Source organism: Alphaproteobacteria bacterium endosymbiont of Tiliacea citrago (assembly GCF_964031065.1).
Classification (GTDB): Bacteria; Pseudomonadota; Alphaproteobacteria; order CAJXXZ01; family DAHXLG01.
Window position 1 is genome coordinate 161,872 of sequence record NZ_OZ034995.1, and the last position, 12,663, is coordinate 174,534.

The following is a 12,663-nucleotide window of genomic DNA, read 5'->3' on the forward strand; positions in this document are numbered from 1 at the left end:
TTTTTTCCTTTACCTTATTAACATATCATCTTCGGCATCTTCAACTGGCGCTTTCCATCCAGTTACATCCATACCTAAAGTTAATCCTATATTTCCCAAAAGTTCAACCAATTGATTTAGAGAATTTTCCCCAAAATTAGGTTTTTCCAATAATTCTTTTTGAGTAAATTGAACCAATTCACCCACATATCGAATATTAAGACTTTTTATACAATTTAATATTCTTGTTGTCATACCTTGAATTTCACTTATTTTATAATATAAAGTATCACTTAAAATTCTTAATTGCTTTTCTGGAACGTCATCTTGTGCAGCTGTTATCATTCTTTCTGATATATTTGACATTTCTTGTCTCCATATATCTATTGCTTGATCCATTGCTTCATCTGGTGAAACGGCTCCATTTGTTTGCACAAAAAGGCTTAAGTTTTCTTCTTTAAAATTATTTTCTATACTTGTAATTTGAAAATTAACTGTTAATATTGGGTTGAAAAAAGAATCGCAAATTATGGCCTCAGAATCATACTCATGTTCGCTTACTTCATTTGATAAAATTATTCCCACACCTCGCTCAACGTATAATTCTATTTTTAATGACGCTTCTTCTTCTAGTGTACACAAATATAGATTTTCATTAACAATTGAATAACTCATGCATTTTACATCTGAAGCAAACACCTCTCCTGCTCTTGAAACATTTAATGTAGCTCTTGCAAAAGTTGCGCCTCCTTTAAAAACGATTTTTCTTAAGTTCATTATTAATTCTTGAGCGCTTTCTTTTACACCTGAAATTGCAGAAAACTCATGATTTAAACCGTTTATCAAAACATACCTTATTGCATTACCAGGAATTTGACTAAATAACGTTCTTCTTAGTGAGTTACCTAAAGTTACTCCCATATTTTTTGTTACTTTGTATTTAAACTCTCTATAAAAATCGTCTGATGTTTGAAATTTTGCATCAGAACATAAGGATTCTAACTTGGTTTTTTGTAACATTTAGCTTCTCCTTCTTTTTTTTAATCTTGTTCCGTTGTGCATTATTGGGGTTGCATCGTGAATTTCTAAAACATTAAAACTATTTGCAATTGTTTTTAATCCTGAATCTCTACCTGCTCCCATTCCCTTCATAATTACAACTACATCGCTTACTTTGAAATCTTTTAGTTTTGAACATATAATGTCTGCTGCTGATTGTGCTGCAAAAGGAGTTGATTCTCTTGTGTTTTTAAAACCAGCTGATCCACCAGAAGCGGTTGCTACTGGCTCTCCAGATGGCCTACAAGCTGTGATTATTGTGTTATTAAAAGAAGATATTATGTAAATTTTTACTACTCCCTCTATTTTTTGTTTTTTGCTGTTTGATTTATAATTTTTTTTTGTGTTTTTCATATTTATATCCTTCTTCTAACAAAAATTAGATTATTCCTTTTCTTCTTGTTTCTGCATTACTATTTGTTCTTTGGCCTCTTACTGGCAAGTTAGCTAAATGCCTTAGCCCTCTGTAGCAACGTATAGATTTCAAAGATATTATGTGTCCACTTTTTTCTCTTTTTAAATCATTTTCAGTCTTATAGTTTTCATCTATAAAATTTCTAATATTTGTTAACTGATCTTCGCTTAAATCTTTAGTCCTTGAATTTTCATCAATATTTAAGCTTTTACAAATAAAAAAGGCCCTCGTCTTTCCTATTCCATATATGTACATCAAAGCATAAGGAACTTTTTTATCTGAAGGAATGTTAACCCCTGCAATATTAACTGTTGCCATTGTATATTAAACTCCTCTATGATTTAAACAAATCATAAAAATTTCCGCAAGTCTTTTGACTTTTTTTAAATTAATTTATTTTCTTTTAAGATTTTTTCTAAATTTTTGAAAGATTCTTCTTTTGTTTGCGAGGCATTAAAAGAAACATAATTAACTTTATTTTTAATGTAAAAATTTTTGATCAAAATTCTGTTTTTATTATAATTTGCCAATCTCTGATAAAAAATTGTTTTATTATCATCCTCTCTAATTACAAATCTATTTGAACCACAGTCACAAAAATCTTTTCGACAGTCTTCACAAATTTTTCGATTTAAAACTCTTAAAAGGAAATCCTCTTCTTTTGCAGAAAATTCAACTATTAAATCAATTTTTAATTTTTTTTTTACAAGAAAATCATTAAAAAAAACAGCTTGTTCTAAGGTTCTTGGATAACCGTCTAATATTAAGTTTTTTTCAAAAATTGATTTATCTATGTTGTTAAAAATCAAATCAGAAGAAACAAAGTTTCCTTTGTCTATTAATTCTGAAACTTTTAAACCAAGCTCATCATTTTTTTTTGTTAATTCTCTCAAAAAGCTTCCAAAAGAAAAATTTGAAATTTTATATATTTCTTGAAATAAATTTGATTGTGTTCCCTTTCCACATCCTGGTGGACCAATAAACAAAATCATTTTTTTTATTTGAAATAACCTTTTCTGATTGCTTGCATCGATTTTTCTATAAATCTTGAATATACTCCCGCAGAAACTTTATCAATTAAATCGGTTGCTACTCCAACAATAATTATATAACTGGTTCCACTAATAGCTAGAAGATTGCTTTGTTTGGTAACAAATAACTCTGGTACACAACACACTAACATTAAATACGTTCCACCTATTGTTGCAACATAAAACAACTTTTCTTCTAGGAAGGCCTGTGTAGATTTACCTGGAATTTTACCCGCAATTATAGAATCGTTTCTAAATCTTTTTGCTGTTTCTTCTGGATTAAACACTAATTCAGCATAAATATATGAAGTGCAAAAAATTAAAAAAGCATGAAAACAAACATACAAATAACAACCTTGTGTTAATGATGCTAAAACCCAGGCACCACTTTCGTATCTTGAAAAATTAAGAATATTATCTAACATTCCTGGAATAGCCATCAAACTACCAGCAAACATAGAAGGATAGATACCAGCAGGGTTTAATTTCATATAAACCAAATTATCTGGCATGTTTTTAAAAAATGCGTTCCTGTTGTTTAAACTTTGTGCTTTTATTGTTTTGTAAACTCTTTCGCAAAAAGTCACGAAAAACAACAAAAAAACAGAAAGAAAAATAAACAATGCTAGTTTTGTGTTTGAAACCAAGTTGTTTTTATAAGCCTGCCACAAAGCAATTGTTGCTCCTGGCACTGACGATACTATGTTCGCATAAATTATGATGGAAGAGCCTGATCCCACACCTCTAATTGAAATTTGATCTGCGAACCAAACAATTATCATTGTTGAACAAGCAGATATCATCGCCGTTTGTAGTGTAAAAATCAACCCTGGAAACATTACAAGATTGGCGTCAGCTCTAGACTGTAAATAAGCTGCCCAACCAAAACCTTGAAAAAAAGAAAGAACAAAAGCAGATATTTTTGTGTAATCATTAACCTTTTGCCTCCCTAAAGCGCCTTCTTTTTTTAATGACGCAAAATAAGTTGAAAAATGATGTGCAAAACCAAACACAAGGCTACATGTTATATACGGAGAAATACCTAAAAACACTACGCTCATACGATTTAACGCACCACCTGAAAATTTATTCAAAAAACCTAAAAAAGATCCACCAAAATGATCTCCAACAACACTTTCCGTTAAAGCATCTAAATTGACACCAGGAAACGGAACAAAAGACATAAACCTATATATTATAAGCATTAAAAAGGTAAGTTTTATTTTAGACAAAAACTCTTTATCTAACACAAAACCAAAAACTTCGTTTATATAACTTTTAACTATCTTTTCTTGCTTCATTTTTTTCTCTCTAAAACAACCAATTTTCCATTGTTTGACTCTATCGCTTTTTTCGCACCTTCTGATGCTTTATGGGCTTCTATATTAATTGTTTTATCTATTGTTCCAACGATTTTATAAAACAATCTTTTTTTTACCAGCCCAAATTGCTCTAATAAAGACCTTGTTAAAACCGTTTTTTCATCAATTAAACCAGAATCAAACAAAGGAAGCAAACGATTTAGAGGTAATTCTGTCGTGTCTTTTTTCACAAAAAAAGAGTTGTGTTTTGGAATTCTTCTTTCCAACGGAGTTTGTCCTCCTTGGAAATTCCCCAAAGAAACACCGGAGCGGGCTTTTTGACCTTTTTTACCTGTTCCAGCTTGTTTTCCACTGTTTCCTCTAGGAGCTCTCTTGCTTTTTTTCATAGAGCCTGGAATAAACTGTAATTCATTTAACTTCATTTTTTTATATCCTCCATAACAATTAAGTGTTGAACTTTTTTGATCCTGCCAATTGTGGATTCGTTATATTCAACTATAGAAGCATCTCCTATTTTTTTTAATTTTAAAGATGTTAAGTTTCTAATTTGTTTTTGAACACAGCCATTCGGACTTTTCACCAATTTTAAAAGCTTTTTCATATTTGTTCTCCAAGCTCTTTTTTCTTTGTATTATAAAATAAATTTTCTTTTGGAACAGACCTTCTTCTAGCAATTTCTTTTGGTGTTTTTATACTTGACAAAGCCTTCATAATTGCTCTTACATTGTTAATAGGATTGTTGCCCAAAACTTTACATACAACATCTTTTACGCCTAAAGCTTCAAACACATATCGCGCAGCTCCACCCGCCACGATACCAGTACCTGCCCTTGCTTTTCTTATATAAACCAAGCTTTGACAAAACTTAGCCTTAACATCGTAATACAAAGTTCTGCCTTCAAACAAACTTACTTTTATCATTCTTTTTGTGCCAGATCTGGTTGCTTTTTTTACAGACTCTGGAACTTCCGAGGATTTTCCCAATCCGTAACCAACTCTTCCTTTTTCATCTCCAACCACAACCAAAACAGAACTTCTAAAAGTTTTTCCACCACTGTTTACTCTAGCGACTCTTCTCATCGAAACAAAATGAGCAACTATATTATTGTTTTTTTCACTCATAACCTAAAACCTCATCCCAGATTCTCTAGCCGATTCAGCTAAATTTTTTACCACTCCATGATAAGCATATTTTCCTCTATCAAAATAAAAAGATAAATTTAAATCTATTTTTTTTGCAATTTCTGAGCCAACCCACTTAGCTTTTTCAATCTTTGAACTATTATAAACAGGACAAGTTTTTTTGGAAGAAGTAACATCTGCTAAAACGTTTCCAGCTCTGTCTATAATTTGCGCAGAAACATGCTTACACGATCTATTAACACAAAATCTTAATTTATCTAAGCCTGCACAAGACAAAAGCTTAAATCTATTTCTACATTTCCTATCACTCATTATTTCTTTCCTTCTTTCTTCACAACAAATGCTCCACTTTCAATTATTCCTTTTGTTTTATATGGATTAACTTTTCTTATTTTTGATATTTTTGCTGCAAAATCACCCAAATCAATTTTAGAACAACTTTTTAAAATAATTTGAGTTGGTGTTTTTATTTCAAAATCTATATTCGAAGGCGGTGTAATTTTTATTGAATGAGAATATCCAACAAAAAACTCTAAAACACCATCAAGATTTAAAACTTTATATCCAACCCCGTATAAATTAAGAACCTTCTCAAATTTTTTCCAAACCCCATTCATTCCGTTACGAAATAACACTACATTAGTTCCTAACTCAGCGGATGACAAAGAATCGGAGGAAAACTCTATTTGTTGATTTTCTTTGTTTAAAATAACAGAAACTTTAGAAGAAAACCCTACGTTTAATTCACCCTGAGGCCCCTTAAACAACACATTGTTGTCATTCAACTCATAAGTAACACCAGCTGGCAAGAACGTTTTTTTCTTTACAACTCTGGAAACCTTCTTTTTTTCATTAGCGATCATAAACTCAACACCCCATCCAAAACAAAACTTCTCCGCCAAGATTAGATTCAATTGCTTTTTTTACAGGCATTACACCTTGATCATTTGAAACAACCGCAAACTTAAAATCATGCATATATTTTTTTAGATCATCACATTTTTTATAAATTCTATTCTTTGGAGTTGAAACAAACTTCATCTTATCAACCAAAGCAGCTCCATCAAAATATTTTAATGAAACCGAACAACATTGTTTTAACTTCTTAGATTCAGTCATTGAAAAATCTAAAATAAACCCTTCTTCTTTTAACACTTCCAAAACTTTGAGACAAAGCTTTGTTCCACGAACATCTACAAAATCTTTTCTAGAAGCGCTCGCATTTTTAATTCTTGTTAAACCATCAGTCAACCAATTCATTACCAACTCGCTTTCTTTAATCCAGGAATAAAATGAATAAATTCCCTCATCATAATTCTAGATACTCCAAATTTATTATAAAAACCCCTTCCTCTTCCTGTTATTGCACATCTGTTTCTGTATCTTACCTTAGAAGAGTCAACCGGTAAGTTGTCTAACTTTTGGATTAAAAGCAATTTTTCTTTTATGTTTAAACTTGGATCTTTTATTTTGTTTTTTAATTCTTGCCTCTTTAACGCAAATCTTTCACCTAAAATTTTACGCTTAGAGTTCCTTTCTAACACTGATTTTTTAGCCATAATTTTACCTTATCATAAATCCTTAATTATTCAAACGCCTTAGAATCTTCAAAAGGCAACCCAAAAGATTCTAAAACATTTTTTTGTAAGTTGTTGTTTGCAACATTAAAAACAAACGTTATATTCATACCAAACGTAAAATCATAAGTATTTAATTTTGCAATAATTTCAGGAAAAACCAAAGTTGAATCTTTTAAACCAAAAGAATAAGACTTGCCATTAAAAGACTTTGAGCTTAATCCTTTGAAGTCTCTCATTCTTGGCAAATATATTAATTTCAATCTATCAATAAATTCATACATTTTTTTTCCACGCATTGTGACCTTTACGCCAGTTTTCATTCCTTCTCTAACATCAAAAGCGGCTACAGATTTTTTTGCCGTTGTTAAAACAGCGTGCTGATTAGCAATAAAAGACAATGATTTTTGTATTTTTTCCATATCTGCTGAATTTTTAAAAAACTTACCAGCTCCCACACTTAAATAAATAGCTTTTATTTTAGGAACCATCATTATATTTTTTAAAGAATTTCTTGATTTTAGTTCTTGATTAACCGATTCAATCAAAGAATAAGATGATTGAAAAACATGTGATAATTTAGACATTTTCTTTCTCCTTATATTCTTTTACAACTCTTATAACTTCACCACTTTTTTTTGAAATCAAGAGTTTTTTATTGTCTTTAATCTCTATTTTTGTCTTTGTTGGCTTAGCACTCTTTGGATCAACATGGGCAACATTAGATATGTGTATAGGCATCTCCTTAAATTCAGATCCACCCGCCATTATTTTCTTTTTATTGAAACATTTCACAACTTGCACACCAGAAACAACAACTCTATTTCTTTTTATTAAAACAGATTTCACGATTCCAGTTTTTCCTTTATCTTTACCAGCAAGTATAAAAACATTATCACCTCTTTTTATTCTTATTTTCATATATACCTCTTTTAAACCACTCCCTCTGCAATTGTTTTTATATTAGAAGGAATTTCTTTTGGAACAATACCTTTAACTCTGGTTGCAGTAACTTCCAACTTTTCATTCAACAAAACAATATCATTATATGCAAAAGACAACGAACTTCTATCGGACCTAATAAAGACCTTTTTAGTTCTAACAACAACAGCCTTACACACACTTCCTTTTTTTATTTTTGAAGTTGGCGTTGCTTTTATGATCGACACTTTAATAATATCTCCTATAGATGCATAGCTTTTTTTATACACCATAAAACACCTGGCCATTTTTGCACCAGAGTTATCTATAACCCTGAGAACAGTTTCTTTTATAATCATACAACCTCTCTTTTGGAAATAACCCTATATTTTTTTGTCTTAGAAATAGGAGCACAAGAGTTTAAAACCACATTGTCCCCCTCTTTCAAAGAAACATCAGAATGAGCAATCACATAATGAAATTTTTTTAATCTTTTATCATATTTTTTATTATGAAAATTCACTACGTATTTAATTTTTGCATTACACGCATTGAATTTCACAACAGTTCCTAAAATTGTTTTCATAACACTTCTTCCTTGTTTTTATTTAATTTAAGATCAAAAAGTTCTTTTTGTCTGTTTTTAATGCAACTTTTAATTTTTGATACAAATTGCCGAATAGCGTATCTATGTTTTTTTTTATCTGATGGATATGACTTGGCCCTGTTGTCCAAATGTGTCATTCTCATAACAAACAACTCTGATTTTGATTCTGCAACTTGCTCTCTAAAATTCACAAGATCTTCTTTAATATTCGACATACACACCCTCTTCCTTTTCAATATATTTAGACTTAATGGAAAGTTTCTCGGCAGCCAATCCAAAGGCTTTCTTTGCAACTTCAGCTGTAACACCAGCTAATTCGAAAATCATTGTGCCAGGATAAACCTTTGCAACATATCGATCAATATTACCTTTTCCTCCACCCATTCTACTATCCGAAGACTTAGCAGAAACCGGCATATGAGGAAAAACCCTACACCAAAACTTTCCTTCTCTTTTCATTGCTCTAGCAATACAACGTCTAGCAGCTTCAATCTGCCTAGCAGTCATCCTACAAGGCTCACAAGCTTTTAGCCCAAAAAAACCAAACTGTAACCCAGCCCCTGCTGATGCAACACCTTTGATTTTTCCTTTAAAAACTTTTCTATGTAACATTTTTTTAGGACTTAACATTTTTTTCTCCTAATTTATTCTCTCTTTTTACGATATCTCCGTTATAAATCCAAACTTTAACACCAGAGGTTCCCCATTTAGCTTTAGAACAAACAGAAGCATAATCAATGTTAGCTCTTAGTTTTTGTCTAGGAATAGCTCCTTCTTGCAACCAATCAGTTCTAGCTATTTCAATTCCACCTAAACGACCTTTGCATTCTATTCTTATACCTATAACACCACTTTTCATCGCCATTTGAATATATCTTTTAATTATTCTACGAGAGTTTGCGCCTTTTCTTTTCAGTTCTTCAGAAATTTTCAAGGCAACAGCTTTTGAGTTTGTATCGTGTTTTTTTACATCAAAAATTTTAATTTTAACTTCACAACCCAATTTTTTTTCTAAATCATCAGAAACCAAATTAATTTCTCCACCTTTTTTTCCAATAATAATTGAGGGTTGCAAACATTTTATAATAACTTCTATAACAGATTTATTTCTTGAAATTAAAATTTTAACTATACCAGCAGACTCTTCAAATCTATCTTTTAAAAAATTTCTTATCAAAAAATCTTCTTGTAGAAAATTAGCAAAATTTTTTTGAGCAAACCAATCAGAATCATGTCTTCTATATATACCTAACCTAAACGTATTAGGAGAAACTTTATTACCCATTATTACCCTCCTTTAATAAAACATAAACGTTTGATAGAGGCTTGGTTACTCTACCAACCCTACCTCTACCTCTGTAAGTAACTCTTTTCAAAAAAGGTCCTCTGCCAACGCTAGCTTCTTTCACAATTAAATTATCCAAATTAATTTTAGGATCATTTGCAGCATTAGAAATAGCGGACAACAACAACTTTCTTAAAGCTTCAGCATAAGGACTTACAACAAACTTTAATTTGTTAACAACATCTAAAGCTTTTTTGTTTTGAACGGCCCTTAAATATTTCACAAACTTTCTTGGACTACCTCTCCAATTATTTAACTTCGCAATCATTTTTCACCTCACTTCTTCTTCTTTCCAGAATGCTTACACTGAACTTTAGAAGGTGAAAACTCACCAAACTTATGCCCAATATGCCCATCGGTTAACAACACAGAAACCCATTTATGACCATTATAAACAGAAGCTGTTTTCCCAACAAAATTAGGAAGAATCGTAGAACTTCTCGACCAAATTTTAATTAAAGAACTTGGGTTTTTAAAGTTTCTTTCAAAAGCCCTCATTACTCCTTCAGATACAAAAAAACCTTTCTTAGAAGATCTTTTTCCTATAGACTTAGACATTATCTTTTCCTTCCTTTAATTATTGTAAAACTAGTTCTCTTGTTTCTCCTGGTTTTTCCACCTTTAGCGTACACACCAGTTGGAGATTTAAAGTGAGTTCCACCATTAGCTCTACCACCGTTAGGGTGATCAACAGGGTTCATTGCAATACCTCTAACTCTTGGTCTTCTTCCTCTTAAGAAATTAGCACCAGCCTTAGCTAAAACAATGTTTGAATGATCATCGTTTGAAACAGAACCAATACAAGCTGTGCATTCTCTATGTATTTTTTTAATTTCACCAGAAGACAACCCAACAATTATCATTCCAGAATCATCCACACCTTTAACTTGAGCATAAGTTCCAGCTGATCTTGCATAAGTTGCTCCTTTACCTATTTTAGATTCAACACAATAAACAACAGTACCTTCTTTAATGTACTTTAATTTCATACAATTACCCAAACTGTAATCAACTCTTTCATGATAAGAAGTGTGAACAACGTCTCCAATTCTCATGTTTTTTGCAGCTACAACATAAGAAAACATATTTTTTTTATCTTTTTCATAGCTTAACAACGCCAAATGAGCACTTCTGTTAGGATCATATTCAAATCTTTCAACTTTTGCAAAAACACCATCTAATTCTTTTCTGTTAAAAGAAACAATTCTTAAAACTTTTCTGTGCTTTGAACATCTATGATCTGTGGTTATTCTTCCTTGTGCGTTTCTTCCGCCACTATTAGAAACACCAAAAGTAAGGCTTTTTAAAGGAGACCCCTTGTATAAATGAGATCTATCAATTCCGACCTTTCCTCTTAAACCATGAGATGTAGGCTTATAATATTTTAAACCCATTATTGTTGCCCTCCAAACATTTTCTCTATAACTTCTTTATTTTTAAATTTAATAAAGGCTTTTTTTACATCACTACGAATATAAACTTTCCCTTTAAAAGCTCTTTTTCTTTGTTTTTTTACAACTATTTTCACCTCAGAGACTTCTTCTTCATATATTAATTGACACGCCTTTTTTATGTCACACTTGTTAGCGTTAGCGTCTACAATAAAGGTTAAATAAGAATTTTGAGCTAAAATAGAACTTTTTTCAGTAACATGTGCTCTTTTAATAACATCAAAAGCATGACTTTTACTCATTTTAACAGCATTATCTCTTAAAAAAAACTTAACATATCGTTGTTTTTTCATTTTTTGTAATTTATTTTTACTTTCAATGCAGCTTGAGCTCTCTTGTTTTAATTGATTAATATTACGCATTTTCTCCTCCTTTTAATACAGAACTTGAAAATCTATTCAAAACTCCATTAATAGCATTTAAATCAAAAATAACCGCTTCATGCTTTACGCAAGATAAAACGTTTAAACCAATTAAAGGCAAACAGTTAACATTGTAAATATTAGAAAAACTTCTTTTTAAATTATCGGAAGTGTCTCCAACAAATAAAACAGAATTTAAATCATTGTTTTTTCTCCAAGATTCAAAATCTTTTGTTTTAACAACATCAGAACTAAAAGAATCTAAAACAATTAAAGACCCCTCTTTTATTTTTTGATTTAAAGTTAAACCAAGAGCTAATTTTTTAAACTTCTTGTTTAAGTTATGCTCATAAGACCTAGGATGTGGACCAAAAACTACTCCACCACCTCTAAAATGAGGACCTCTCAAAGAACCTTGACGAGCCCTTCCACTTTCTTTCTGAGCCCAAGGCTTTCTTGTTGTTCCAGAAACATCTGATCTTGTTTTTGTAGAAGCATTTCCAGATCTTTTTTTTGCAAGCTGCCATCTTATAACTTGAGAAATTATATCCTTACTTCTCATTTCTAAAAATTCATCACTAAAAACATACTCTCTGAGATCAGAAGCAAAAGAAGTCTCTTCTGCCAGTGAAAGCCCCTCACTTGATTCTTCATCAGAATCAGAAAGTTTTTTTTTCACATTTATAGCTTCAGGTTGAATTGAAACATCTTGAAAAGTAACAACTCCAAAGTTAGGAACAAAATTAGGAATATCTATACAATCTCCAGTTTCTGTAAAATCCCATTTTTTTACTGAAATTTTCATACAATAACTCCTTGTTTTTTTATAGCTTTTCTCAATATTACTGCGCCAGATTTTCCAGGAACAGAGCCATGTAAAGCAACAATACTTAATTCTTGATCAATTTCAATTACAGGAATACTTTGGACCGTCACTTGTTCATTTCCTAACCTTCCAGCCATTTTTTTATTAGGCCAGCTTTTTTCTCTTGTACCAATAGAACCAATTGCTCTATGAGTTAAAGAAACTCCGTGGCTAGCTCCAGCACCTTTAAAGTTCCATCTCTTCATTGCACCAGCAAAACCTTTACCAATGCTTCTAGCTGTAACATCTAAAAACTTTTCATCAGCAATTCTATCCAAAGAATAAGAACCATCAATTGAATCGTACTCTTCTTTAGAAACCCTAAACTCTTTAACCAAATTACATAAAGGTTTGTTTATCTTTTGTAATTCAATTATTTGAGGCTTTGTTTTCAACTTGCCCAATTCTACTCCTACACGCAAAGTAAACACACCATTGTGCTCAATTTTAGATAGAACGTGTTGAGTTAATATTTTAACTAATGTAACAGAACATACTTTACCGTCATGCATAACATTAGTCATACCAATTTTTTGGCCTATCCAGCCAAACCTACTTTGAAAAGACATTATATCTCCTTCTCTAC

Annotated in this window: 25 protein-coding genes; all 25 read right to left on the reverse strand. The window is 31.2% G+C overall.

Going from position 1 to position 12,663, the window contains the following annotated elements:
• Positions 1-9: 9 nt before the first annotated feature.
• The 25 genes from AAHM83_RS00880 to rplC all read right to left on the reverse strand — a co-directional run bounded on the left by AAHM83_RS00880 (position 10) and on the right by rplC (position 12,646).
• Positions 10-999: a DNA-directed RNA polymerase subunit alpha gene (locus tag AAHM83_RS00880; protein WP_342262141.1), complete on the reverse strand. Its 990-nt coding sequence runs from the start codon at positions 997-999 to the stop codon at positions 10-12.
• Positions 1,000-1,392, reverse strand: coding sequence for a 30S ribosomal protein S11 (gene rpsK, locus AAHM83_RS00885; protein WP_342262142.1), 393 nt, complete (start codon positions 1,390-1,392; stop codon positions 1,000-1,002). It lies immediately after the preceding gene.
• 25 nt (positions 1,393-1,417) lie between these two features.
• A complete protein-coding gene (gene rpsM / locus AAHM83_RS00890) occupies positions 1,418-1,771 on the reverse strand; it encodes a 30S ribosomal protein S13 (protein ID WP_342262143.1) in 354 nt (117 codons plus the stop codon).
• Between the two features lie 65 nt (positions 1,772-1,836).
• The gene (locus AAHM83_RS00895; protein ID WP_342262144.1) at positions 1,837-2,445 is read right to left on the reverse strand and encodes an adenylate kinase family protein; all 609 of its coding nucleotides are present in this window, start codon (positions 2,443-2,445) and stop codon (positions 1,837-1,839) included.
• A 5-nt stretch (positions 2,446-2,450) separates the two neighbouring features.
• Complete coding sequence (locus AAHM83_RS00900) at positions 2,451-3,785, reverse strand: preprotein translocase subunit SecY (RefSeq protein WP_342262145.1); 1,335 nt, start codon at positions 3,783-3,785, stop codon at positions 2,451-2,453.
• Positions 3,782-4,228 carry a 50S ribosomal protein L15 gene (gene rplO, locus AAHM83_RS00905; RefSeq protein ID WP_342262146.1) on the reverse strand — a complete coding sequence of 149 codons (447 nt, stop codon included), beginning with the start codon at positions 4,226-4,228 and terminating at the stop codon, positions 3,782-3,784. The genes AAHM83_RS00900 and rplO overlap by 4 nt, the downstream gene beginning before the upstream one ends.
• Entirely contained in the window at positions 4,225-4,407 is a 183-nt protein-coding gene (locus AAHM83_RS00910) for an uL30 family ribosomal protein (protein ID WP_342262147.1), read from the reverse strand. The genes rplO and AAHM83_RS00910 overlap by 4 nt, the downstream gene beginning before the upstream one ends.
• The gene (locus tag AAHM83_RS00915; RefSeq protein WP_342262148.1) at positions 4,404-4,928 is read right to left on the reverse strand and encodes a 30S ribosomal protein S5; all 525 of its coding nucleotides are present in this window, start codon (positions 4,926-4,928) and stop codon (positions 4,404-4,406) included. The genes AAHM83_RS00910 and AAHM83_RS00915 overlap by 4 nt, the downstream gene beginning before the upstream one ends.
• A 3-nt stretch (positions 4,929-4,931) precedes the next feature.
• Positions 4,932-5,261 (reverse strand): 50S ribosomal protein L18, encoded by a 330-nt coding sequence (locus tag AAHM83_RS00920; protein ID WP_342262149.1) that lies wholly within the window; start codon positions 5,259-5,261, stop codon positions 4,932-4,934.
• On the reverse strand, positions 5,261-5,812 hold the full coding sequence (gene rplF, locus AAHM83_RS00925) for a 50S ribosomal protein L6 (RefSeq protein WP_342262150.1): 552 nt from the start codon (positions 5,810-5,812) through the stop codon (positions 5,261-5,263). The genes AAHM83_RS00920 and rplF overlap by 1 nt, the downstream gene beginning before the upstream one ends.
• 4 nt (positions 5,813-5,816) lie before the next feature.
• Positions 5,817-6,209: a 30S ribosomal protein S8 gene (locus AAHM83_RS00930; RefSeq protein ID WP_342262151.1), complete on the reverse strand. Its 393-nt coding sequence runs from the start codon at positions 6,207-6,209 to the stop codon at positions 5,817-5,819.
• Positions 6,209-6,508, reverse strand: a complete 300-nt coding sequence (gene rpsN, locus AAHM83_RS00935; RefSeq protein ID WP_342262152.1) for a 30S ribosomal protein S14 — start codon at positions 6,506-6,508, stop codon at positions 6,209-6,211. Before rpsN ends, AAHM83_RS00930 begins: the two co-directional genes overlap by 1 nt.
• 26 nt (positions 6,509-6,534) lie before the next feature.
• A complete protein-coding gene (gene rpl5, locus AAHM83_RS00940; protein WP_342262153.1) occupies positions 6,535-7,113 on the reverse strand; it encodes a large ribosomal subunit protein uL5 in 579 nt (192 codons plus the stop codon).
• A complete protein-coding gene (gene rplX / locus AAHM83_RS00945) occupies positions 7,106-7,447 on the reverse strand; it encodes a 50S ribosomal protein L24 (protein ID WP_342262154.1) in 342 nt (113 codons plus the stop codon). Before rplX ends, rpl5 begins: the two co-directional genes overlap by 8 nt.
• A gap of 11 nt (positions 7,448-7,458) precedes the next feature.
• Positions 7,459-7,806 (reverse strand): uL14 family ribosomal protein, encoded by a 348-nt coding sequence (locus AAHM83_RS00950; protein ID WP_342262155.1) that lies wholly within the window; start codon positions 7,804-7,806, stop codon positions 7,459-7,461.
• Positions 7,803-8,033 (reverse strand): 30S ribosomal protein S17, encoded by a 231-nt coding sequence (gene rpsQ, locus AAHM83_RS00955; protein WP_342262156.1) that lies wholly within the window; start codon positions 8,031-8,033, stop codon positions 7,803-7,805. The genes AAHM83_RS00950 and rpsQ overlap by 4 nt, the downstream gene beginning before the upstream one ends.
• Complete coding sequence (locus AAHM83_RS00960) at positions 8,030-8,269, reverse strand: hypothetical protein (protein ID WP_342262157.1); 240 nt, start codon at positions 8,267-8,269, stop codon at positions 8,030-8,032. Before AAHM83_RS00960 ends, rpsQ begins: the two co-directional genes overlap by 4 nt.
• Positions 8,256-8,684 carry a 50S ribosomal protein L16 gene (rplP, locus tag AAHM83_RS00965; RefSeq protein ID WP_342262158.1) on the reverse strand — a complete coding sequence of 143 codons (429 nt, stop codon included), beginning with the start codon at positions 8,682-8,684 and terminating at the stop codon, positions 8,256-8,258. Before rplP ends, AAHM83_RS00960 begins: the two co-directional genes overlap by 14 nt.
• Positions 8,671-9,339 (reverse strand): 30S ribosomal protein S3, encoded by a 669-nt coding sequence (rpsC, locus tag AAHM83_RS00970; protein ID WP_342262159.1) that lies wholly within the window; start codon positions 9,337-9,339, stop codon positions 8,671-8,673. Before rpsC ends, rplP begins: the two co-directional genes overlap by 14 nt.
• A complete protein-coding gene (locus AAHM83_RS00975) occupies positions 9,332-9,667 on the reverse strand; it encodes an uL22 family ribosomal protein (RefSeq protein WP_342262160.1) in 336 nt (111 codons plus the stop codon). The genes rpsC and AAHM83_RS00975 overlap by 8 nt, the downstream gene beginning before the upstream one ends.
• 8 nt (positions 9,668-9,675) lie before the next feature.
• Entirely contained in the window at positions 9,676-9,957 is a 282-nt protein-coding gene (gene rpsS / locus AAHM83_RS00980) for a 30S ribosomal protein S19 (protein ID WP_342262161.1), read from the reverse strand.
• On the reverse strand, positions 9,957-10,793 hold the full coding sequence (gene rplB, locus AAHM83_RS00985; RefSeq protein ID WP_342262162.1) for a 50S ribosomal protein L2: 837 nt from the start codon (positions 10,791-10,793) through the stop codon (positions 9,957-9,959). The genes rpsS and rplB overlap by 1 nt, the downstream gene beginning before the upstream one ends.
• Positions 10,793-11,212, reverse strand: coding sequence for a 50S ribosomal protein L23 (gene rplW / locus AAHM83_RS00990; protein WP_342262163.1), 420 nt, complete (start codon positions 11,210-11,212; stop codon positions 10,793-10,795). Before rplW ends, rplB begins: the two co-directional genes overlap by 1 nt.
• Complete coding sequence (rplD, locus tag AAHM83_RS00995; protein WP_342262164.1) at positions 11,205-12,017, reverse strand: 50S ribosomal protein L4; 813 nt, start codon at positions 12,015-12,017, stop codon at positions 11,205-11,207. Before rplD ends, rplW begins: the two co-directional genes overlap by 8 nt.
• Entirely contained in the window at positions 12,014-12,646 is a 633-nt protein-coding gene (rplC, locus tag AAHM83_RS01000) for a 50S ribosomal protein L3 (RefSeq protein ID WP_342262165.1), read from the reverse strand. The genes rplD and rplC overlap by 4 nt, the downstream gene beginning before the upstream one ends.
• Between the last annotated feature and the right edge of the window lie 17 nt (positions 12,647-12,663).